General features: G+C 40.0%; 21 protein-coding genes and 2 pseudogenes. 16 read left to right on the top strand and 7 right to left on the bottom strand.

Features of this window, described 5'->3' with window-relative positions; all coding sequences use genetic code 11:
• Positions 1-279: 279 nt before the first annotated feature.
• Positions 280-690, bottom strand: a complete 411-nt coding sequence (locus tag HYW21_01715) for a hypothetical protein (protein ID MBI2548043.1) — start codon at positions 688-690, stop codon at positions 280-282.
• 54 nt (positions 691-744) lie between these two features.
• Between HYW21_01715 and HYW21_01710 the strand changes: the two genes are divergently transcribed.
• The 12 genes and pseudogenes from HYW21_01710 to HYW21_01655 all read left to right on the top strand — a co-directional run bounded on the left by HYW21_01710 (position 745) and on the right by HYW21_01655 (position 11,781).
• On the top strand, positions 745-1,497 hold the full coding sequence (locus HYW21_01710) for a helix-turn-helix domain-containing protein (protein MBI2548042.1): 753 nt from the start codon (positions 745-747) through the stop codon (positions 1,495-1,497).
• Between the two features lie 197 nt (positions 1,498-1,694).
• Positions 1,695-4,013: a hypothetical protein gene (locus tag HYW21_01705; protein ID MBI2548041.1), complete on the top strand. Its 2,319-nt coding sequence runs from the start codon at positions 1,695-1,697 to the stop codon at positions 4,011-4,013.
• A gap of 351 nt (positions 4,014-4,364) precedes the next feature.
• Positions 4,365-5,687, top strand: coding sequence for a VOC family protein (locus HYW21_01700; protein MBI2548040.1), 1,323 nt, complete (start codon positions 4,365-4,367; stop codon positions 5,685-5,687).
• A gap of 1 nt (position 5,688) precedes the next feature.
• A complete protein-coding gene (locus HYW21_01695; GenBank protein MBI2548039.1) occupies positions 5,689-6,057 on the top strand; it encodes a nuclear transport factor 2 family protein in 369 nt (122 codons plus the stop codon).
• Between the two features lie 12 nt (positions 6,058-6,069).
• A pseudogene (locus HYW21_01690) lies at positions 6,070-6,662 on the top strand (dihydrofolate reductase family protein).
• A gap of 249 nt (positions 6,663-6,911) precedes the next feature.
• Entirely contained in the window at positions 6,912-7,196 is a 285-nt protein-coding gene (locus HYW21_01685; GenBank protein MBI2548038.1) for a YdeI/OmpD-associated family protein, read from the top strand.
• A 169-nt stretch (positions 7,197-7,365) separates the two neighbouring features.
• On the top strand, positions 7,366-7,932 hold the full coding sequence (locus tag HYW21_01680) for a hypothetical protein (GenBank protein ID MBI2548037.1): 567 nt from the start codon (positions 7,366-7,368) through the stop codon (positions 7,930-7,932).
• A 503-nt stretch (positions 7,933-8,435) separates the two neighbouring features.
• On the top strand, positions 8,436-9,515 hold the full coding sequence (locus HYW21_01675; protein ID MBI2548036.1) for an AlkZ family DNA glycosylase: 1,080 nt from the start codon (positions 8,436-8,438) through the stop codon (positions 9,513-9,515).
• 146 nt (positions 9,516-9,661) lie between these two features.
• The gene (locus tag HYW21_01670; protein ID MBI2548035.1) at positions 9,662-9,928 is read left to right on the top strand and encodes a hypothetical protein; all 267 of its coding nucleotides are present in this window, start codon (positions 9,662-9,664) and stop codon (positions 9,926-9,928) included.
• Between the two features lie 210 nt (positions 9,929-10,138).
• Positions 10,139-10,606: pseudogene (locus tag HYW21_01665) on the top strand (SRPBCC domain-containing protein).
• Between the two features lie 294 nt (positions 10,607-10,900).
• Positions 10,901-11,302, top strand: coding sequence for an SRPBCC family protein (locus HYW21_01660; GenBank protein MBI2548034.1), 402 nt, complete (start codon positions 10,901-10,903; stop codon positions 11,300-11,302).
• A 74-nt stretch (positions 11,303-11,376) separates the two neighbouring features.
• Positions 11,377-11,781, top strand: coding sequence for a DoxX family protein (locus HYW21_01655; GenBank protein ID MBI2548033.1), 405 nt, complete (start codon positions 11,377-11,379; stop codon positions 11,779-11,781).
• Between the two features lie 8 nt (positions 11,782-11,789).
• Here the strand turns inward: HYW21_01655 and HYW21_01650 are convergent, their stop codons facing one another.
• From HYW21_01650 to HYW21_01625, 6 genes are all read right to left on the bottom strand, one after another.
• On the bottom strand, positions 11,790-12,320 hold the full coding sequence (locus tag HYW21_01650; GenBank protein MBI2548032.1) for an NADH-quinone oxidoreductase subunit B family protein: 531 nt from the start codon (positions 12,318-12,320) through the stop codon (positions 11,790-11,792).
• A gap of 10 nt (positions 12,321-12,330) precedes the next feature.
• Complete coding sequence (locus tag HYW21_01645; GenBank protein ID MBI2548031.1) at positions 12,331-13,854, bottom strand: NADH-quinone oxidoreductase subunit C; 1,524 nt, start codon at positions 13,852-13,854, stop codon at positions 12,331-12,333.
• Positions 13,855-13,916: 62 nt separating this feature from the next.
• Positions 13,917-15,389: a hydrogenase membrane subunit gene (locus HYW21_01640; GenBank protein MBI2548030.1), complete on the bottom strand. Its 1,473-nt coding sequence runs from the start codon at positions 15,387-15,389 to the stop codon at positions 13,917-13,919.
• Positions 15,386-16,060 carry a hydrogenase subunit gene (locus HYW21_01635; protein MBI2548029.1) on the bottom strand — a complete coding sequence of 225 codons (675 nt, stop codon included), beginning with the start codon at positions 16,058-16,060 and terminating at the stop codon, positions 15,386-15,388. The genes HYW21_01640 and HYW21_01635 overlap by 4 nt, the downstream gene beginning before the upstream one ends.
• Positions 16,060-17,004 (bottom strand): NADH-quinone oxidoreductase subunit H, encoded by a 945-nt coding sequence (locus HYW21_01630; GenBank protein MBI2548028.1) that lies wholly within the window; start codon positions 17,002-17,004, stop codon positions 16,060-16,062. The genes HYW21_01635 and HYW21_01630 overlap by 1 nt, the downstream gene beginning before the upstream one ends.
• Complete coding sequence (locus HYW21_01625; GenBank protein ID MBI2548027.1) at positions 17,001-18,935, bottom strand: hydrogenase membrane subunit; 1,935 nt, start codon at positions 18,933-18,935, stop codon at positions 17,001-17,003. Before HYW21_01625 ends, HYW21_01630 begins: the two co-directional genes overlap by 4 nt.
• A 515-nt stretch (positions 18,936-19,450) precedes the next feature.
• Between HYW21_01625 and HYW21_01620 the strand changes: the two genes are divergently transcribed.
• The 4 genes from HYW21_01620 (at position 19,451) to HYW21_01605 (ending at position 22,650) form a co-directional block, all read left to right on the top strand.
• Positions 19,451-19,654 (top strand): DUF2892 domain-containing protein, encoded by a 204-nt coding sequence (locus HYW21_01620; protein MBI2548026.1) that lies wholly within the window; start codon positions 19,451-19,453, stop codon positions 19,652-19,654.
• A 335-nt stretch (positions 19,655-19,989) separates the two neighbouring features.
• Positions 19,990-21,222, top strand: a complete 1,233-nt coding sequence (locus HYW21_01615; GenBank protein MBI2548025.1) for an anion transporter — start codon at positions 19,990-19,992, stop codon at positions 21,220-21,222.
• A gap of 68 nt (positions 21,223-21,290) precedes the next feature.
• The gene (gene rpe, locus HYW21_01610; GenBank protein MBI2548024.1) at positions 21,291-21,941 is read left to right on the top strand and encodes a ribulose-phosphate 3-epimerase; all 651 of its coding nucleotides are present in this window, start codon (positions 21,291-21,293) and stop codon (positions 21,939-21,941) included.
• A gap of 91 nt (positions 21,942-22,032) precedes the next feature.
• Entirely contained in the window at positions 22,033-22,650 is a 618-nt protein-coding gene (locus HYW21_01605) for a hypothetical protein (protein ID MBI2548023.1), read from the top strand.
• Positions 22,651-22,664: the final 14 nt, after the last annotated feature.

Here is a 22,664-nt window from a genome sequence, read left to right as displayed (position 1 = left end):
TAAAAAATAACGAAATTGTCCCCCTAATTCTAGTCTGCCTTTGCCAGTAATTTATTAGCAAGAGTAATCAAAAACTACGGAAAGTCCTACTGCTCGGAGAATTTGAGACTTCTGCGCTCCCTTCGGTCGCTTGACCACGTTGCACTCTCACTCCGATTTTTATACTTCGTTAAAAATCTCCGTTCGGGCATTTAACAGCAACTATGTGATTCGAGCCTTGCAGCGCTCTCATCAAAATTTTCTCCAGCTCTGAAAAATAAACTTCGTTAAATTCCGATGTTATGTCCAATAATTTTCCCCGGCTCTGATGTGATCATCTAACGTCTTATAGTCAGATTCAGTGATTAGTGGTATAGATGGATTATTAGGTCTTACTCGATAAAAAGTAGCCCTAAGTCTTCCTGGAACTCCTGGTCTTGGTCCTGGTGCGAATGTTCCTAATACCTCAATTCTATCTGTCGATCCATCACCATTGTCATCAAAGCCATATAACTTGAAGAATTTCCTTGATTCAACTGCATCTGGATTTTGATTCATTATTTGCTCGTATTGTTCTTTCTCCCACTTTGGTCTGGAGACTATCAATTCATACCCCATAACACCTAACCAAGAAGCAACTAATCCAGCAGCTATAAATGGTTTAGCAGTATCATATATCTTTCTCATAGTATCATAAATCTTTTCTTTCATGAATGGTGGTGATAAACCGAAATATTTAAATACTATTATCCCTGTACAGGTAGTATGATTAATAATGTATATACAGATTTAATGAAAATTGGACTTACAGGGGGAGAAGCAAAAGTTTATGCTTCTTTACTTGAAATAGGACATTCAACAGTAGGGCCTTTGCTAAAAAGAGCAAAAGTTGCTCATTCTAACATTTACGAGATTCTAGATAGGCTTCTAGAAAAAGGAATTGTTACAATGATTATAAAAAACGGAGTAAAAACTTTTCAACCAGTAAGTCCAATTAACTTATCCAAGTATTTGGAGAAAAAACAAACTGAATTAAATTCTCAGAAAGAAACATTAAACCTCATCCTACCAAGAATTCAAGGCTTGGAACAAACATTTCCCAAACAAGAGGCAATGTTATTTGTCGGATTAAGAGGTTTAACAGCAGCTTATAAAGAGTTCTTTGCTGATGCTACAAAAAAAGATGAGAATATTTGGATTTATGTGCATGATCAATCATACGCAGCTGTTTCTGATAAATTCTATTTGCATACTTGGATGGAGTTAGGAAAGAACATTAAATCAAGGGGTATAGGGGATAAATCATATAAAAAATCACCATTCATAAAAGAATTTAGAAAAAAATATGAATTCAGATGCGTCGATTTTCCAATATTCTCTCACGGAGAAGTATTCAAAGATAGATTTCTCCTAATTTCATGGGAAGACCCAATAATCTCGATTCTTGTGAAAGCCAAACATGTTAGTGATAATTTTAGAAAATATTTCAACAGTGTTTGGGATACGGCTGAGAAGTGACGCCGGGGAAAATTACTTTGCGAACGCAAGTTTCCAGAACTCCGCTTCGCTCGTAACTGGCAAAGTATTTAACAGGAATTTTCCAATGTTAGTTGCAATTTACCCCCTCGCTACGAAACGAAAAACGAACGGAAGCCAACGCCGGAGTTCCCACAAGTAAATGAAAAGATTTAAATAAAATTGTTCTTCAATGAGATATGATGAAGTTAAAATATTTATTATTTAGAATTATTGCATTAATGATTATTGGAGTAATTTTTATTAGCGGTTGTACTAAACAAGAAAAACCATCGTTCTCAAAAGAGAATCTAGATCTTCCCACACCATTAGCTCAATATCTTACTGCCCGGCAATGTGGTAATGCTCAATGCGAATTTCAAGAAGACAGCACCAGTTGCCCTGCTGATTGTTTCAAAGCTGAGGTTAGTGCTGACCAATGGACACAGGTTAATGGCCCTTATGGTGGTTTGATAACTGATTTGGAAAAGGTAGGTAATACTTTATGGGCAGCTACATCATTTACGTATGAGCTAGGGGGGAATGGTATTTTTGAGGTCACGAACAAAGGTTTAGTATGGAAATCTTTGGGAGGCACCAACAAGCGCGTGTCGGATGTTGCGGTGGACACAAGTGATACTAAAAATATTGTATTCATCGCAGATGCCCCTTTTATTACATGGAATGGGGGCAAAACTTGGCAGAGAATTAAGCTTGAAGCCGATTCGTATACTTCAGTTGCCATGAGCAAGGCAAATCCCTCTCTTATTATTATAGGGGTTATTTTGGATGGGGAAGGCCTGCTTTTTGTATCATTGGATGATGGAAAGAACTGGGCTAAAACGTCATTGTTGCCTAAGACAGAGTGGAGCGTGAAGCCCATCTGGGCAGGTTTTCCCGATGAAGCAAAAAATTTTATAAAAGTCATTGAAACTCATCCCACCAATGAAAACATCATATTTGTTGGCACGAATTCGGCTTTGTTCAAAAGCGAAGACCAGGGGCGCAATTGGAACAGAATTGACCAAACGTTTCACAGAACTGATATATTGGGCATTAAAATAAATCCTCAGAATCCTAATGAAGTGTATGTGAGAGTTGGGGTCTTTGAGGATTTCACTTGTTTTGAGGCAGCCGGCGGAGAGAATCCAGAAGCTACTGCCAAGCTGGAAAAAGAGAATTGTGCTGCTGTATACAAAAGCAATGATTTGGGTAAAACCTGGCAACAGCTTGATGCCTATTATTTTGATCCTTCAGAAGGGGGTGTTTTTGTAGACGATAATAATCCGAACATTGCGTACGCCATTTTCTCCAGAAAAATTCTTAAAACAGAAGATGGTGGAAAAACATGGAAAGATTTTTTCTTTACCCATGACCAGCCGTTCATCTCAAATTCTGGTATAGAAAGATTGGCAGCAGGCGAGCGTAGTGATGAAGTATTCATTGCCGGCCGACAAGGTCTTTTCCACACTGAAGACGCTGGTGAACATTGGCACGAAAGAAACAATGGTTTTATCGGAAGCGAAGTGGTGGATATTGTTAGAGCGAAAGATGGGACGCTCTACGCTGGTACGTATTCACTGGGTATGTTCAAAAGCACAGACCAAGGGCAGAGCTGGACGTTTTCCTCCTATAATCTAGAGAACCCATATATCATGCTTATTGCAGCGCATCCAACAGAACCCCAAACCGTCTTTGTTACAACCAATGGCGGAGTATATGTCAGTCTTAATGGTGGATTGACTTGGGAGCGTATCGCCAAAGAGTTTTTTAAAGATTCCGGACTACTTCCTGGAATTGCCCATTTCCATGGCATTGCCTTTGATCCTAATGATCCAAACCGTATTTATGTCGGAGGCGGCGGAGACCAGTACTCGCCTAATGGAGTCGGAATATCAATTAGTGAAGACGGCGGCAAAAATTGGAAGCAGACAAATGTGGGATTTGAAATCGATGTACATGTGAGCAAGATTGTTATCGATAAGAGCAATCCATCTATAATCTATGTTACCACCCAGGGGCCTACAAACTTTGCGGAGAAGACCGGAAGTGGGTACGGTGTGTTTAAGAGCACAGACCATGGTAATAGCTGGAAGAAGATAAATTCAGGGCTGGAAACAGTAGAGACTAATACAATTGCGTTAGATCCGAATGATCCAAATACCCTTTATTTAGGCACAGACGATGATGGAATTTATAAGAGCAGTGATGGCGGCACTTCTTGGACAAAGTTAACCATTTTGGGACTGCCTCAGAAGTATGGTGTTGGGGATATAGTAGTAGATCCCCGTGATAGCAAGAAGGTATATGCAGCCACTGTAGATTATTTCCGGCTGGCTGTGGATCGTGGCCTGCTGGGTGACTATGGGGTATATTTCAGCACAGATGGAGGAAAAACCTGGAAACCATTTAATGAAGGACTGAACCATAAAGGGGCCTTTGCCTTAGAAATGGACGTTGAACAAGGTATTTTATACGTGGGGACAAGAGGGGGAGGGATTTATTGGAGGAAAGTATGAAGAAGACAGTCTTAGCCAGCATAGCAGGGGGATATTTATGAGCAGCACAAAGAACTAATGAGAACTGGTTAGATGATGAAAAAATAGATAAAATAGAATCCTGGAGACGATTCTTTGGAATAATTTTCAACGGCTGGTACTTCTTAACGACTAAAAAACTCTCGGAGGCAAACTTTGATACTCCCACCCACCACTAAATAGCAGATTGTCGCTTCACTAAAAAATGAAAAAACTTCGTTTATCCGACCACAAAAAAGAAAACCAAATTTTTTCCAAAACGAAAAGTTGGGTGCTGGACGAAGAAAACTTTATAAACATTTAGACCTACCTATTATAGACTTACCTATTAATATGACAAAACTAAACACCTATCTTAACTTTGCGGGCAACACGGAAGAAGCCTTTAACTTTTACAAATCTGTTTTTGGCGGAGAATTTACATCCGTTGTCCGCTTCAAAGACATGCCGATGGAAGGCGTGAATATCCCTAAAGAGGATGAAAACAAAATCATGCACATCGGATTGCCGATTGGCAAAGACAATGTGTTAATGGCGACTGATACTCTTGAGTCTCTTGGACAAAAACTGATATGGGGCAATAATATCCATATCTCAGTACACCCAGAAAGTAGAGAAGAAGCCGACAGGATATTTAACGCTCTATCTGCTGGCGGTATGATAGAGATGCACATCGCTAACCAGCCTTGGGGCGACTACTATGGCAGTTTTAAAGATAAGTTTGGTGTGCAGTGGATGGTGAATTACATCTATCCGAAAGAAAAGAGAATAAAAATGACACAAAAAATATCACCTTGTTTATGGTTTGATGATAATGCAGAAGAAGCTGCTAAGTTTTACACTTCTATTTTTCCAAATTCAAAAATCCTTGAAGTTGTTCCTTACACTGTCGAAACCCCTTCAAACAAGCCAATAGGAAGTGTTATGGCAGTTTCTTTTGAACTTGATGATTGTAGTTTTTTGGGACTGAATGGAGGACCTGATTTTAAACCGAATCCATCAATATCTTTTCATATAAAATGCAAGACAATTGAAGAGGTAGATTCTTATTATGAAAAATTATCTGAAAATGGGAAAATTTTAATGGAACTTAATGAATATCCTTTTAGTAAGAAATATGCATGGGTGGAGGATAAATTTGGAGTTTCTTGGCAGATAATCTATATGGAAAAAGATTTCAATCAAAAAATTGTTCCAGCATTTTTGTTCACTCAAGATATTTGTGGGAAGGCAAGAGAAGCAATAAAATCTTATGTCCAAATATTTCCGGAATCTAAAATTGGCGTAATTTCAGAATATGGAAAAAACTATTTTAATGAAAAAGAAAATAGTGTAATGTATTCAGAATTCACTTTAGTAAACGAAGAGTTTATTGCAATGGATTCCGGATCAGACCATAAATTCAAATTTAGCGAAGGAATTTCCTTAATGATTGAATGCAAAGACCAAAAAGAAATTGATTATTTTTATGAAAAGCTTTCAGCAGTTCCTGAATCAGAAATGTGCGGTTGGCTTAAAGATAAGTTTGGAGTTTCATGGCAGCTTATAACTTCTGATTTTATAAAGTTAGACAAAAATAAAAAAGTCATGGAAGCAATTTTGAAGATGAAAAGGCTCGATTTAGCAAAATTAAAGGAAGCGGCCGAGAGGAAGTAAAATGAACAAAAAAGACATAGCTACATCATTTTTACGCCTTGCTTCGTCCGGTAAAGTCCGTGAAGCGTATGATAAGTATGTGCATCCGGATTTCCGCCATCACAACGCTTATTTTAAGGGCGACAGGGAGTCGCTTTTGGTGGCAATGGAAGAAAATGCCATCACAAATCCAAATAAATTTCTCGAAGTGTATCACGTACTTGAAGATGGGAACTTCGTCGCTGTTCACTCTCGCGTTCAGCTTAAGAAAGACGGTTCTGATATTGCTGTCGTTCATATTTTCCGTTTTGAAGGTGACTACATTGTTGAATTATGGGATATCGGTCAGCAGGCGCCGAAGGACTCGCCAAACGAAAATGGAGTATTCTAAGGAGAAAAACGTATGAGAAAAATAATCGTCTTATCATTTATTACATTAGATGGAGTAGTGCAAGCACCTGGTGGACCTGACGAAGATACATCAGGCGGTTTCAAATATGGCGGTTGGGTTGTGCCTTATTTTGACGATGTTTCTGGTAAGGTCATGGAAAAACAGATGAAACCTGCAGACCTTCTTTTGGGCAGAAAAACATTTGAGATCTTTGCTAGTTACTGGCCAGAGCATGAAAATGCATGGCCAGGTATCAATGATGTCACAAAATATGTCATGTCCCGGGCCATGAAAAAGTCAGATTGGAAAAACTCAGTTTTCCTCAAAGCTTGGCAGATATCGAAAAGCTCAAAAATTCAAAAGGTTCTGACATTCAGGTTCACGGCAGTGGTGAGCTTATCCAGCTGCTACTTAAGAATGATTTAGTGGACGAACTCTGGCTCAAAATTTTCCCGCTGACTCTTGGTGAAGGAAAAAAGTTGTTTGACAATGGCACGATTCCGGCAGCATTTACATTAATGGAGAATTTGGTTACACCAACTGGAGTGATTATTGCCAATTACAAGCGAGCTGGAAAAGTCAAGACCGGTACTGTTGGAGCTTGAGGAGGCTAACCTATTAATAATTCCCCAGATAAGCTGAATATCTTCACCAGGTGTTTTAGTTTATAATCATGGGTAGCATTGATAGCAGGTGTTTGCAATGCGTCAACGATGCTGCACCAAAATATGACTTTCGGAAAATTGACTGAGAGTGAAGACAGACAAGTGATGTCTCTTGAATCTCAATTTTCAGAATTGAAAAAATTTGCCGCCAAAGAAAAACTTAAATAGGAGATTTGGTGAAATAAACTTATGACCAAAAAAGAAATCGCCGCTGGTGTAGTACATAAAGTGCCGGCGGACATGGAAAAAGCTTTGTCTTCTGACGTGCACATACTTGCCAAGTGGAACAGTCTTACACTGATCCAACGAAACGAGTGGATTTGCTGGACTACCATCGTTAAAAAGCTGGAAACGAGAACCGAACATATCGAGCGCATGGTTGCTGAGTTGAAAGAAGGTGAACGGCAACCCTGCTGCTGGCCCGGTTGTCCTCACCGTCGACCAAAGGCGGAAAAATGGTTTAAAAATAGATAGCCCCCACCTTTTTAGTCCTTCGGATAAATAGTCTGCTTTGCAGTTATTCTATTAATCGGCGACAATCTGAGCATCTTTGACTATACTCAATATGATTGTGAAACCCATTGGAACTTTCTTACTGAATTTCTTCGGTAACTTTATATAATCTATCCCTATTATGAGGGCGATGTTAGAAAATATTTATGTGACGATTGTCATAGTCATTGTCTTAATGATGTTGGATTTCTTCCTAACCATGCAGGGGTTGAAGTCTTATAAGCAGAAGTACGCTACATTTGTTCTCTTTGAGTCATACGAATTAAATCCGTCGTTCAAAGATTCGATAAATAAACAGCGATATGATAGCAAGCATTTTCTCTCTGTCCTTTTAGTGGTCGTGCTTTTATATATTTTCCACTATTTATCTTTTCAGAGTATATTTTGGTTTACGCCGATATCCTTTTACTTCTTACAAGGTATGATTTTTTCAATGTTTATTTGTATTAATGCAAAACACATTCAAAATGTGATAACTTTTAATGCTGTTAACAAAAACCCCTCGATACTTTCTGGAAAGTTAAAACAATCTACTCTTTTTTCATTAGAGGCGTCAAAAGCTCAATTTTTTGCTTTATTTCTCATTTTACTGATATTGTCTCTGTTTTCACCGAATGCCTTCTTTTTTGGATTTGCTAGTGGTCCACTCGTGCTTTTATTTAAGAGCCATCTGTGGATGAAAAAGAAGCCAGCTTAATCCCTCTAGAGAAGTACCTTCTGTTTATTTTTTACTTAGCTGTCGGCTTCATCCAAAAAAGGTTAGCAGCCCCAAATCAAAGTCCCATCACATTATTGAATCCAACCGACAAGGGGGATGTCCCTTACGGGGAATGTCGGCGATCATAAACAACAGAGAGGACTTTGAAGCTGCTAACTTGAGCGTTAGCGAATTGTTGGATGAAGCTTTAGCTGTCACAAGTTTTATAAACTTCAAACACCTCTATCTAAAGTTATGGTAACACAAATTTTTGTGAACTTACCCGTAAAAGACCTTCAGACGATTTCAGTTCTATAATTTACGTTAGGGTTGATTGTTGCTCTCTTTACAGGGTTATGTAAGTAATTCAAGTCTATCAAAGCACAGGTAAGGAGAAAATAAAATATAAATCTCCATCGAGGAGATAATGACTGAAGAAAAAGTATTGACCAAACACCCCTTAGGGAAAAGAGGACCCCCTAACTACGACAATAGGTGCTCACATGAGAACAGGTATTGATCTTGTACATTATCGTTTTTACAATCAGCAACTTGGCAAAACAACGTTTCGTAAACCTGAAGCATTAGTTAGGTGGATGGGTGCTGTTCAAGCGCAAGACTACCATGGTGGTCTTTGGGGTATTGGATTACGATTGCCTGGTATAACCAAGAGCGATATTGAACAGGCGATTTCAGAGAGAAAAATTGTTCGTACGTGGTCCATGCGGGGAACATTACACTTTGTTCCTGCTAGCGATGCGAAGTGGATGCTTGAGTTGTTAACTCCACGAGTTATTAAAAAAAGCCTAGGACGTTACAAAGAATTAGGATTACATGACCATATCTTTGAACAAAGTAAACGATTATTCACGAAAGCACTTACCGGTAAGCAGCTAACTCGAAATGAATTGTACCAAGTACTTGCAAACGGTAAAATTAATCCTGAAGGACAGCGTGGCTATCACATACTGTCCCATTTGGCTCAAACAGCGTTTATCTGTCATAGTACTCGACAAGGTCATCAACCCAGATTCGCTCTCTTTGATGAATGGATACCTCGCAGCAAAAGACTGAATCGTAATAAAGCTTTAGCAGAGCTTGCCAGGCGTTATTTCACCAGTCACGGACCTGCAACATTGCAAGATTTTACCTGGTGGTCAGGTTTGACCGTTGCTGATGCAAGAGTGGGTATCACATCGGTCAAAGAGATAATGAATACAGAAATTGATGGGCGCACATATTTCCTTACGAGGAAAACCATTGCGAAAATTCCCCTTGAAACTCACTTATTGCCTCCCTATGATGAATATTTTATTTCATATAAAGATAGAAGCGCGGTGATTAATGCAAATATGCTCAAAGGAATGCATATAGCTTTGACAAACTCGCCGTTGATAATAAAAGGAAAAGTGATAGGCATTTGGAAGCGTATTATTAAGAAAAATGGCCTTGCTATTATTGCGAAGCTCTTTGTGTCGCTTAACAGCACTGAAAAAAATAGTTTGTTCCTAGCAGCAGAGCGTTATAGCTTCTTTTTAGGAACACCGGTTACCTTAACTGTTGAAAATACTGAAAATCATTGAAATCGTGAGGATGAAATCAATCATTACCATCTTATCCAGTTCATTGTTAGTATTAAAACTCTAATGCCAAATGTAACGTTACGTTCATTGAGGGCAATAATACAACGAAAGTTTTATAAAGAAAAAACTCTTTCCTGAATAGCATAATGGAAGACGCGATATTAAAAGATTTTTATGGAAAAGAAGTAACTCTTTTGCTTGATGCAAGGCAATGTTCTTATCCTCAATCAGGTGGACAGTCACTTGAAGCAATTGCTCGAATTTCTGCTTCAGGTGCACAAGATGTTGCTAGTCAATATTTAAGAGTTGATTCTATTAGGTATATCTTGTTAGAGCGAAGTCCGGAAGAAAGAGCTTTTGGCAATGGCGCTGTACAAAAAGATTACATTGTAGGCATTTTTACGAAGAAGTAAATTGGTTAAATTTTTCTTTGGTATTATCTAGCTAGAATTCTGCCGTAATCGTGAATTATTATAGTAAGTTAAAAAATCATAAATTTAATATATCTCTTCTACTTTAGAGTACTTAATTTTTCTGTGTTGCTCAATGCAACAGCCAACAATAGTGATACTTATTCAAGTATTATTTCCTTGTCTCAAAAATAGTCTATAGATACATATCCTATGGTAGACCAAACAAATAACAGCACAAAAGCAAGCACTAAGCATAAGGATCTCGTCATCACACGTATCTTTGATGCACCTCGAAAGGTTGTGTTCAAAGCGTGGACAGATCCAAAGTTTCTAGCGGCGTGGTGGGGTCCAAAGGGCTTTACCAATCTTGTCTGTGAATTTGATGTTCGACCAAAAGGAGCCATGAGCATCGATATGATTGCGCCCGATGGTATGGCGTATCCAATGAAAGGTATTTTTCACGACATTGTTGAACCAGAACTGCTTGTCTTTACCTCGAGTGCTTTGGAGGACCAAGATAGAAATCCAGGCCTTGAAGTACATACTACTGTTGCTTTTTCAGACTATAAGGGTAAAACAAAGCTTCAGTTGCATGCTGTTGTTACCAAGGCAACTCCTGTAGCAACAAAAGCCATCGAAGGCATGGAAGATGGATGGAATCAAAGCCTTGATAAACTTGCTGATGAACTCAAAAAAAGAGTTGATAAAAGCGAGTTGATAAAAAAGCTAGAAAAAGAAGGATTTAGTGAGATACGAGTATGTCCACTACCGCCAAATATCGATACTGATGAGCATACACACCACGAACATACAGTTCACCTTATTCTCAGTGGCGAACTCACTATTATTGACCAAAGCGGTACAAGAACCTATATCTCGGGCGATAAGGTAGAATTTCCCGCAGGTACTACCCACAAAGCTAGAGGTAGTGCAAACGTCGGTGAGATGATTATTGGTGTTAAGAAACCTCCCATGACATTTAAATCCCAGCATATCAGTGTTTCAATTAATTGCTCTCCGGAAAGGGTTTATGCGTTTGCTTCAAATCCTGAAAATCTGCCTCACTGGGCTACCGGGTTAAGCACCTCTCTTGAGAAAATCAATGGTGAGTGGATTGCTGAATCACCGATCGGAAGAATAAAAATCACCTTTGCTGAAAAAAATAAATTTGGTATTCTCGATCATGATGTTACCCTACCTTCTGGTGAGAAGGTCTACAATCCTATGCGTGTTTTTCCCAATAATGGTGGTAGTGAACTGATCTTCACTTTGTATCGACGTCCGGATATGTCAGATCATATGTTTACCGAAGATGCAAATGTTGTCAGAAAGGATCTCGAAACATTAAAGATGTTGCTTGAAAGATTACCATGATTCAACGCAGGACTTTGTACGAGTCCTAACATTTATATAATGAGTCATACTTCACAAATCAGGAGGTTGGTACTATGGGTTTTTTTGAAACAAAATATGGAGATTATGTGTATGTTATCTTTCGTATAGGTATTGGTGCGTTATTTTTTATGTATGGCGTACAGAAGTTATTTGGGTTATGGGGTATGCCTGGCGGAGCTGCTTCTTTTGGAACCTTAGTCTGGTATGCGGGCGCTGCTGAATTCTTGATAGGTTTAGCCCTTATCTTTGGTGTTTTGACCCGTCTTGCATCACTGTTTGGTGTGATTGAGATGCTTGTTGCTTATGTTATGGGACATGTTGCAGTTGGTGGCTGGAATCCTGCAGTAAATCAAGGAGCACCTGCTCTTCTGTTCATGTTTGCTTTCCTGGTCACCTTTGTCTATGGTGCGGAGAAAGCTAGTATAGAAAAAGCATTTATCAAAAAAGAACTCTTCTGAGCTTTTCTTTAGCTCCTTTTCTTCTTCTTCTCTTTTATTGATTTCATCAATGTTAAGAGTCCCTGAAGAATTGCATGGGGTGTTGGTGGATTTCCTGGAATCTTGAGATCAACCGGAATAATCTTGTCTGCTCCACCCAAAACTGCATACGAATCCTTAAACACTCCACCAGTACAGGCATCATCGCCTACAGCAACAACCAGCTTTGGTGATGGTGTGGCTTCATACACTTTACGTACAGCAGTGCTCATGTTGAGTGTTATCGCTCCGGTAATAATGATTACATCGGCATGCCGAGGGCTGGCAACAAAAGAAACACCGAAACGCTCTACATCGTAATAAGGTGTTGTCAAATTTACCAGTTCTATTTCAGCTGCGTTATCACTTCCTGAATCAAGCTCTCGAATAAAGAGGCTACGACCAAAGACAGCAGCTATTTCTTTCTTTAATTCCTTACCCGTACGTTCAAACTTCTCTTCTTTACTGACAATGTCTTCGGTAATCTTTGGTCTGATGATGTTTGCTATTGCTTTGAACATATTCTTTCCCTCATAAATCAGTACCTGCATAGGACAAGTTGAGGCTTTTGTTAATCAACGGAAAGTCGGGTACAATATTATCCAAAACTGCGTGTTCAATTGCCTGCCAATTACAAAATGAAGCTGTCCTGACTTTATATCTACTTATTTTTCCTTCGTGAATCCAAACCCAATGGATATTTTGTCCTCTTGCTGATTCCACTACCATTAATACAGAACCGTCTTTTATTGTTCCCTGTGCTATCTCTGGAACTGTTGAACCAGAAGGTATTTTTACGAGTACTTTTCGGCATAATTCTGCTGCTTCCAGCACTTCAGCAACTTTTACCGTAAACCGTGCCAAGACATCGCCTTTTTCTTCGATCCTTATTTTGGGTACATATTCATGATAGAGTCCATAGACATGATCCACACGAGTATCAAGTAATTCGCCAGATGCCCGAGCAACCGGTCCAGTGAGGTGTAATGAATGTACTAAATCACGTCGTATGACTCCTGTTGTCTCAAACCTATCAACCACTGAAGGCATGGTTACCACATGGTTTACTGCCTCCTGTAAGCGCCGTGAGAATAATGGCAAGTATTTCTTCAGTTGTGTAAGCGTGCCATTGGAAAGATCGCACCGTACACCACCTACAAAAATCGTGTTTTTCATAAATCGTGAGCCAGTTAATGCGTGATTTTGACGCAACAATTCTTCACGCAGGATAAAAAAAGGACTAGCTCCTAGAGGATATGCTACATCGATAATCATGCCGGCTAAATCTCCTAATAACGAGTACATCCGTTCCAATTCCAGAAAGAGTATTCGCAAATATGCTGCAGACTTTGGAATAACTATCCCTGAAATTTTCTCCACAGCAGTGCAAAAGGCAACTGCATTGGCTGTAGTTTCATCGCCACTAATGGATTCAGCAAGAGGAATGACCTCAGAAGGCTTCTTTCCTTCTGCTAATTTCTCGACACCCCGATGTTTGTAAAACATTCTGATTTCAAGGTTGCAAATGGTTTCACCAATAACACTAAACCGAAAATGGCCAGGCTCAATAATCCCCGCATGTACTGGTCCAACAGGGATGTGATAAACTCCTTCTCCGTTTACTTGCTTAAAGGTGTATTCCTGCTGGGGAAGAATATGTTTTCTTGAAGTAATCTTTGTATTTTTGAATGAACGCAACAACGGATGAAATCCTTCTGGATACTGTTCCATAAGGAACAGTCTTCTTGTATCTAATGCGTCCTCAAAGCTCATACCAAACCCGTCCATCATCTCTCGTTCATACCAGCACGCAGAGGGGAAAAATTTGGCAATAGAGCTTGTCGTTGTTCCAGTAATGGATCTTTCTAGGATTAACCATGGTTGATGTTTTTTCTTTTCCAACACGTAGAACAACGTGAATCCCTTTGTGTGTCCAAATCCCTCAACAGCAAAAAGACTACTGAGTTCAAAACCATCATGAGATAGGGCTTCAACAACTGCCATGAACTGTTCGTCAGGAACTGAAACATGTAATTCTTGGTCTTGTATTTTCATCGTAACCTTGCCGGAAATCTTTTTTTCAGCAAGTAACCGTTTTACCTTATCAACTAACCATTTCATGTGATTATTCCCCCGCTCACATCTTGAACTATCGACCATAAAAATGTTTGGAACCATGACTCGGGAAACAATCCGAGGAAAAACAAGAGTATGAGCAAGATCAAAAGGAAAATAATAGGGAACTTCATGGTTATGGGCGTGTTGTACTTCTCCTCAGAGGCGTTATCATTTTGTGCAAACGCTTTGGTTACAAAAGATGCAAAAGCCCCAGCGACGAGAAGCAAGAGCAACAAGGTTACGACAAGTAAGGTTGGTGAAAATGATCCGATCTGGGTTACAATGAATACTTTTCCTAAGAATAATGCAAATGGTGGCATCCCAATAATTGCCACTCCTCCCAAAATTAATCCCCACGAGGCAACAGGCTGTAGTGTTAGCAGATTCTTTATTTTATTGACGTCCAAAAGATCATACTGTCGATGGACGATGCCTGCAGAAAAAAACAAAAGTGCTTTGGTAAGTGAATGGGCAAGCAGATAAAATAATACCCAAAACAGGGCTAACGGTGTGCCTAGTCCTATTGCAAGCAGCATAAATCCATTATGTTCAATGCTCGAGTATGCAATTACTTTTTTTAGGTTTGTCCGTTGGAGCATGACGAAACCAGCAACAGCGATGCTCAGCAGTCCAAATATCATAATTACCCAAGAGAAAAACAAGGCTTTTGTGGTATGCTGCATTACGGCAGAAAGCCGAATAAGTCCATACATACCAACATTCAAGATGCTTGCAGATAAGATCACACTTACTGCAGAAGGCGCTTTTGAGTGTGTATACGGTAACCAGGTGTGGAATGGTACTAACCCGGATTTTGCTGCAAACCCCACAAAGATAAATAATGAGGCGAGAAGCAGCAAGGGCGGGGAAAGCGAAGACGCCTGGAGCAGGAGTGCTGTCCAATTTATAGTTCCTGTACCTGATTGCTGCTGGCTTATGGCGAACAAGAGAATAAGTCCTATTAACGAAAAGAGCATGGCCGTGGAAGCGATGAAGATGTACTCTAATGCTGCCACGACGTTTTCCTTAGCATTCAGGGTAACAACAAGAACTGCTGACAACAGTGTTGTTAACTCCAAAAAGACCCAAAACAGGGCTAGGTTATTGGAAAAAAATGCAAGGATGATTACCAGCAAAAGGACATTAAAGCTGATGTAAAACAACTTGATATTCTTACGACTCATCTCCTTTGCTGCCAACAAACTTTCAATATATCCTAAGGCATAAACCGCTGATAAGAAAAAAATAAATCCAGCAATCAAGGATTCATAGATAACCAAATGATCGGCTAAGAAGTACGCACTACTAAAATACGTGGTTGGTAATTCTTCTGTGGCAAACAGGTAGATGGTGAGTCCCATGAAAACCAATGAATGGATAATAGTTAGAAAATTCATTCGTTTATGTGATCGACTAATAAGAATGAGGAGCACTGCTGCCAACGTAGCCAAGACAAACCATTGAAGGATCATGGTTTTTCCTCCCGACGAAACCAATGGTGTAATTTGTAATGAAATTCCTCCACACTAGCATCTAAGCCAAAGGCTAGCAAAGTTACCAAAAGCACTAACATAATCAGATCAAGAATAACAAGGATCTCAATAATAAACGGAAGTTCGGTCACGAAAAGACTGAAAAGGACAACGCCATTCTCCATGGTCAGATAACCGATGATTTTGGTAATCGCTTTTTTCCGACTAAAAACAATAACTAATCCCATGAATGTTAAGGAGATGCCCAATATTGCTCCAAGGAAAAACAATTCATCGCCAATAAGTCCTTGCAATTGATAAAACGCTGAATAAACCCCGAGAATAATAAACATGGAAACAAGCATCGAGCTAACCGGCGTCAGATAGTGAAATTCAACATCTCGATGGATTTTCATCGTTGCCTGCACTTTCTTGAACATCCACGGAATAATAAACACCTTGCTGACGAGCGTTAACAAAGCTACAAAGAGCAAGGTCATGGTCTGCTCCTGAAAATACAGCACCATTGCCAAGAAGGCTAAAAATAAGGATTGGATGCGGTATGAGGTCATCAAACTGAGGATATCTCTCCTCGTCACAATAAACGTAACCGTGATCAATATACAGATCAACAACACCTTAACCAGCCCATTAATCCAGAAGAGTTCCATCAGGCAAACACCTCAAGGAGGATAGTAATAAACGAAAGGAAAAAAGCAATCATAAAGAGGCTTGGCAGTCTGAACAACCGTAGTTTGGCTATGCTTGACTCAAATATGCCGAGGATAACACAGAGAACAACTCCTTTCAGGAAAAAACTGATGATTCCGAGCACCAATGTTCCAGGGCTTACGGTAGTTGCAATTCCCCACGGAAAGAAGATGTTGATGAGCAGACCCATCAGCAAGGTTTGCTTAATAGCATGTGATAGTTCCATAAGTGCGAGATTTTTGCCAGACTGCTCTAAAATCATTGCTTCATGGATCATTGTTAACTCTAGATGTGTTTCTGGATTATCCACAGGAATTCGTGCTGTTTCTACGATGAGTACAATGAAAAGTGGAATTGATAAGAGTAATAGGCTGGGACTAAAGGTTGCTAACCCATTCTCAGAAACCTGGAGAAACATGGTATGGATGTTTGTTGTTTTTACTATAAATGCCAAGGCTGCAAATACCATAATAGCAACAGGTTCAAGGATTGCAGAGAAGGTCATCTCCCTGGAGCTGCCCATGCCTCCAAAGGTGCTTCCGGCATCTAGTCCGGCTAACGCCATGAAAAATTTTCCTAACGCGAGGAGATACAAGAAAAGAATAATGTTTCCAATAGCATCAACTGGCTGAGGAATAAATGTCAGTGGTACGAATAATATAGCCACGATCATGACCATGAGGTTGATATAGGGCGTAATGCGCATAATGAACGAAGCATTGGGGGAATAAAGCACTTCTTTTTTCAACAATTTCCCTAGATTGTAATAACCCTGCCACAACGAGGGACCTCGTCTTCCCTGTGCCATGGCCTTTACTTTCTTGATAAGCATGATAAACAAGGGAGAAACAAGAAGTGCGAGGAGTATATTGAGGAAGCTGAAGAGCACAAATGACGTATTCATCCTAACCACCCTGCAAGAATCATTAAGACTACCATGGCAACAAACACATAGGCGGTATAGGTATCCAGACTTCCGGTGTGCAACTTCGTTATTACTAAGGATACTCTATTGATAAGACTGATAACCGGCATATACAGATACGCTTCAAAAAATTTGACCAGATCGAAATGTGCTTTTCCCTTGGTAAAAATGCTCTTCGAAGGTTCAGCATATTCCCTTTCAATTGTTTTCTTCGGACGGTAAATAAGACTAAAGATATTCATGATTGGTTCTGAGAAGCCAGAAGCAGTGTATTCCATCCGGGCATTCTGTGAGATTAAACCACAGCCCCAGGTTTCACTGATCCTGGTCTTAGGGGAGGCGAGGAAAAATAAGGTAGCAACGATGACCACATAACTGATGAGTAAAGCTATGCCAATGAAAAGCATGTTCGGTAAGACTGAACTATCTATAATCCTGGAAAAAATCTGATATGAAAATAATCCCAACCCTAAACACAAGAGCGCTAGTAATGCCGGTCCCAGCAGCATCGATGTATGGACTTCCTTTGCTTTTGCTGCATGTTCTGACCGAGGACTAGCTAAGAAAGTAATGGCAAAGGCCTTTACAAAACATACGGCTGCTAGGGCGCTTGTCAACGCTAACAATGATAGACATACCATTAAGAAAATAACCATAAGAGCATTGGGGATTTCACCAGAGGCAAAAAAGGCTTGGAAAATCATCAGTTCGCTCATGAAGCCATTAAAGGGGGGTAATGCAGCAATGGAGATTGCTCCTACTAAAAACAGTGTTGCGGTAATGGGCATGACCTTGATGAGTCCACCCATCTCTTCAATATTTCTGGTTCCCGTTGCCTGTACTACTGAACCAGCAGTTAGGAATAAGAGAGACTTGAACAACGCATGATTTAAGATATGAAATAATGATCCAGCTAATGCGAGTGTTGCGAGATTTCCCAATTGGTACCATTGTAAGATTCCAGCTAAGCCAAAGCCAATGAGGATGATACCAATATTTTCGATACTGTGATAGGCTAATAATCGTTTAATATCATGTTCTTTGAGCGCATAGATAACGCCTAGTAAGGCAGAAATAGTTCCGGCTATCAAAATCACTATTCCCCACCAGAGTTGTGGCGGTAAAATCATAAGCACAAAGCGCATCAATCCATAGAGAGCAACCTTAATCATAACGCCTGACATTAAAGCAGAAACATTTGAGGGGCTGGCAGGATGGGCATATGGCAGCCATTTATGTAAAGGAATGATACCTGCTTTAATACCAAAACCAAAAAAGAGGAGCACAAAAATAATACTGCCCATTGTTGGAGTTAATGCTGAGGGTGTCTGTAATGCCAATGACCCTGTTGCATTAGCGAAGAGAATAAATGCCAACAACAAAAATACCGTACTCATTTGCGTCATAATAAAATAAAACAATCCTGCTTTTCGTGTTTCTTGTTTTTCATATTCAAACATTACCAAGAGAAATGACGCCAATGCCATGAGTTCCCAGAAAATAAGGAAAGAGAGCATATCGTGAGAGGTTATAACCAGAATCATAAACAGAATAAACGAACCCATCAATGCCACGAGAAGGTTCTTTTTAGTGCTTGAAGCATAGTGTTCAACATAACTCCATGAATAGATTGCCACGCAGGTTGAAATGATCGTTACCACTACAATAAAAAAAGCAGCAAAACGGTCAATAAACATAACAAAGGGCAGGGAAAAGAAAACAAGGCTTGCTACTTCCCCTCGATATAAGGAGATACCGGCAACATAAGTTAAGGCTACCAAACCAAGAATCATCGAGAGTAAAGAGCCTTTTCGAATCCATGAGCACTTACATGATACGAGTAATAAGGGAAGCAGAAAGCTAAGCAGTAACAGTACAATGCCACCTTGCCAGACTATTGCTAGCGTAATAAAATTTGTAACGATAGGTATCACCGTCTCTATGAGGAGTTCGAAGCCGCACTGCGTCGTACTATATAAATTTTTGTATGCTTTTTTGTCAAATTTATTCAGAATTCAAAAAAGAAAAATCAAATCGTGTACCTAGGCGTTCGAAAGTGTCTCTTCCTTCAAGCCTAGGGCATTCATACACTTGACAAGGTTCGGGTCTTCTCTCATAAATATCACACGTTCCGAATCTATTCAGATGTGGACATGCAGAGACACTTTTTCTTTTCAGATATAACCTCTGTGACTCTCCGGTCTCAGGGTGAGATCCACAACAATACTCCAATTTTGGAGTGATTTTACAATTGAAACATGCATCCATGGGCCGGTAATATCATCAGTCTTTAAAAATCTTTTTTTTTCACAGTCAAAAAATCAAAAAAAGAGTAAATTAATATAAAGAGAAACTATAAACATTATATTTTTTACAGAAGGCTACAATTCCCAACAATTTCCACAGTTGTTAAAAGAGGTGAACCATGGTAAAACAAAATCTTGGTAAATTAGATCGAATTCTGCGCTTTGCGCTTGGGTTTTGGTGGCTCGGTCCCTGGGCTCCCCACTACGACATTGCGTTAGCCAATTGGCTTATTGCCATCGTCGGGTGGATTGCTTTGATCGAGAGCTTCATTGGTTGGTGCTGGATACATAACTACCTCAAGATCAACAACAAGCACCACTAAAGAATGAACGTAAAATAATCGTTTAACTTTGCAGCACCCATAATGGCGGTGCGACGGTCGTTTCTGCGGAAACGCCCTACTCGCCACTCCGGAGAAGCCTCGGCTCGTCGCACGCCCACAAACTTTGCTGAAGTTTGATAAACTGAGCGTAACCAGTTGTGGCGCTGACGAAGCGGGTCCCCTTTGGGGTGCTTCGTAGGATTGTGAACAACGTGAACAATCCGTCAGCCGCCACTGGCGTGGCGTGCGCTATATAGCATACAATTTTCGATCCACGAGCTACCTTATTGTTTCTTGGTCGCAACATTTTAATAGGGTGTTGTTATCGTAGTTGCATGATTCCCATCATTGTTTTAGTTGTGGTCTTTCTGTTGATTGCATTTCGTCAAATAGGATCGATACGACTCCCTATTTGGATGATCATGCTTGGTGGCGCATTGTTGGTTCTTGTGACAGGACAGATCTCATTTGATAGTGCCTTGAGGTCTATCAATACGGATATTATTCTCTTTCTCTTTGGCATGTTTATTGTCGGTGTTGCATTAGAAGACGGTGGTTATCTCTCCTCTCTGGCAAATCTTCTTTTTCGCAAAGCTCCATCAATTGATGTTTTGTTGCTGTTTATTTTATTTGGTATGGCTATTGCCTCTATGTTGCTGATGAATGATACAGTAGCAATTATTGGCACTCCGTTGATGCTGCTCTTAGCCAAACGCCATCACCTGCATACAAAGCTTCTTCTTCTTGCACTTGCCTTTGCCATCACCATTGGAAGTGTGATGAGCCCTATTGGGAATCCACAGAATTTACTGATTGCGATTCATGGTAATCTTGATCAACCCTTTATTGCTTTTTTCACGTATCTTTTTTTACCGACGATGATTAATCTACTGCTTTGTTATCTGTTGCTAAAATGGTTTTACCGGAAGCATTTCCATACTCGATTATTGATTCACGAAGAAGTACCCATTACGAATCCTCGACTAGCGTTTCTTTCTCAGATTTCATTACTGCTCATCATAATACTTATCGTTCTCAAAATTATTTTTATCATGGCTATTCCGTCTTTTGATTTTGATCTTCTGTACATTGCCCTTATCGGGGCCCTTCCCCTCTTATTGTTCAGTCAAGAACGTCTTTCTCTTCTTAAGAAAGTTGATTGGCAAACACTGATCTTTTTTGCTTCCTTGTTTGTTCTCATGCAAAGTGTCTGGGACAGTGGTTTTTTCCAGCAATTTTTGTTCGAACCCACTATCAACCTTACCTCTATTCCTATGATCTTTACCACCAGCATTTTCTTAAGCCAGTTCATTTCGAATGTTCCTCTGGTTGCTCTCTACCTTCCCATGCTTCAACATGCAGGTGCATCAGCAATCGCGTTTATCGCTCTTGCCGCAGGAAGCACTATTGCAGGAAATCTCTTTATTTTAGGTGCTGCCAGTAATATCATTATCATCCAAAATGCTGAAAAAAGAACCGGAGAAACGATATCTTTTTTTGAGTTTGCAGCGATAGGCATTCCTTTAACCCTACTCAATGCTCTGGTGTATATCATCTTCTTGATATGATAACGAAGATTCTCCGTGATACACTTTTAGCATAAATTTTAAATAGAAACCCTTACCTTATATGAGCTATGCCTGCGCTCAAAATTGCTCCATCAATTTTATCTGCTGATTTTTCTCGTCTTCAGGATGAGATAGACACGGTCAAGAATGCAGACTGGCTCCACATCGATGTCATGGATGGTCATTTTGTACCGAACATCACAATTGGACCGGTAGTTATTAAAAAGCTCAAAACTCCGTTGAAGAAGGATGTTCATCTGATGATTACTGAGCCAAGAAAGTATGCACCTGCGTTTGTAGAAGCCGGAGCAGATTCCATAACCTTCCATGCGAATGCATGCAAGAGCAATGCGGAACGTAAAAAGACAGTGCATTTCTTGAAGCGCCTCAACATACAGGTAGGTGTTGCCCTTAACCCCGATAATCCCTTGTCTATGATTGATGTCTTGCTTGATGATGTTGATATGGTCGTACTCATGACGGTTTTCCCAGGATTTGGCGGGCAAAAATTTATGCCCAGCGTGCTTGCCAAGATAAAAGAATTGAGAAATCTAAAGCCGGGGATGGATATACAAGTTGATGGTGGCATTACTGATAAGACTGCACAGCAGGTTGTCGCAGCAGGCGCAAATATCCTTGTTGCAGGCTCGTTTATCTTTTCCCACAAAGATCATGGCCAGGCTGTTGAGCTTCTGAGAAGGGTGGGAGATATCGATTAATAACCGCGTTGCACTACAAATCATTGTTCGTTTCCGGAGTCTTAGCGAAGTGAGAATAACGTTTATAAGATCATCAAGATTTCTTTATTAGATGCAAAGGTATGACGCTAGAATAAGGACCTCTCTAGGGCTGATTCTGGGAAGTGTAGGGGTATTAGGATTAGCAAGTACCTTGTCACCATCAACCACAAGCCAAGAACCATTGAATCTTTTCATCAATGATACTGCTCATGTGAGGTATACACCCCGAGATCTTTCTCTATCAAATCTGTCTTCGCGGATTACTCTGCAGGTTCGTACCTTTATTGATGGAAAACCTTTTGGAGATTTGACTTCTCGCGAAAGTCCACCAGGCTTAGTCTACAGCAATAAAGTTTGGTATAATGGAACATATGTTGTTCCTCAGTTACAGGATCTCTTAGCTCGTGCAGGCATTTTGGGAATAGACACAGAAAATGCTGTTTCATCAGGACATGTTAGTGGATACATACATGACGCGGCACGGCAAGGTACGGTCACAGTACAGTACCATATTGATCCACAAAATATTGCTTCAGAATCTGATGAAGGTGATAATCTCAGGATGATAGCACTACCAAGTGAGCGTTTAGAGGAACTTCTCCGATTGTATCAAGGTGAAGCCAATTTGAGAATTGATAGAGAACGTCGTAAGCAAAAACGAGAGAGACCGTTCGAGACTGTTGGGTAAACTTGATGCTCAGT

This window comes from Candidatus Woesearchaeota archaeon, from assembly GCA_016187565.1.
GTDB lineage: Archaea > Nanobdellota > Nanobdellia > Woesearchaeales > JACPJR01 > JACPJR01.
Note: the sequence above shows the minus strand (reverse complement) of the source record. Positions and strands in the feature narration are given on the sequence as shown.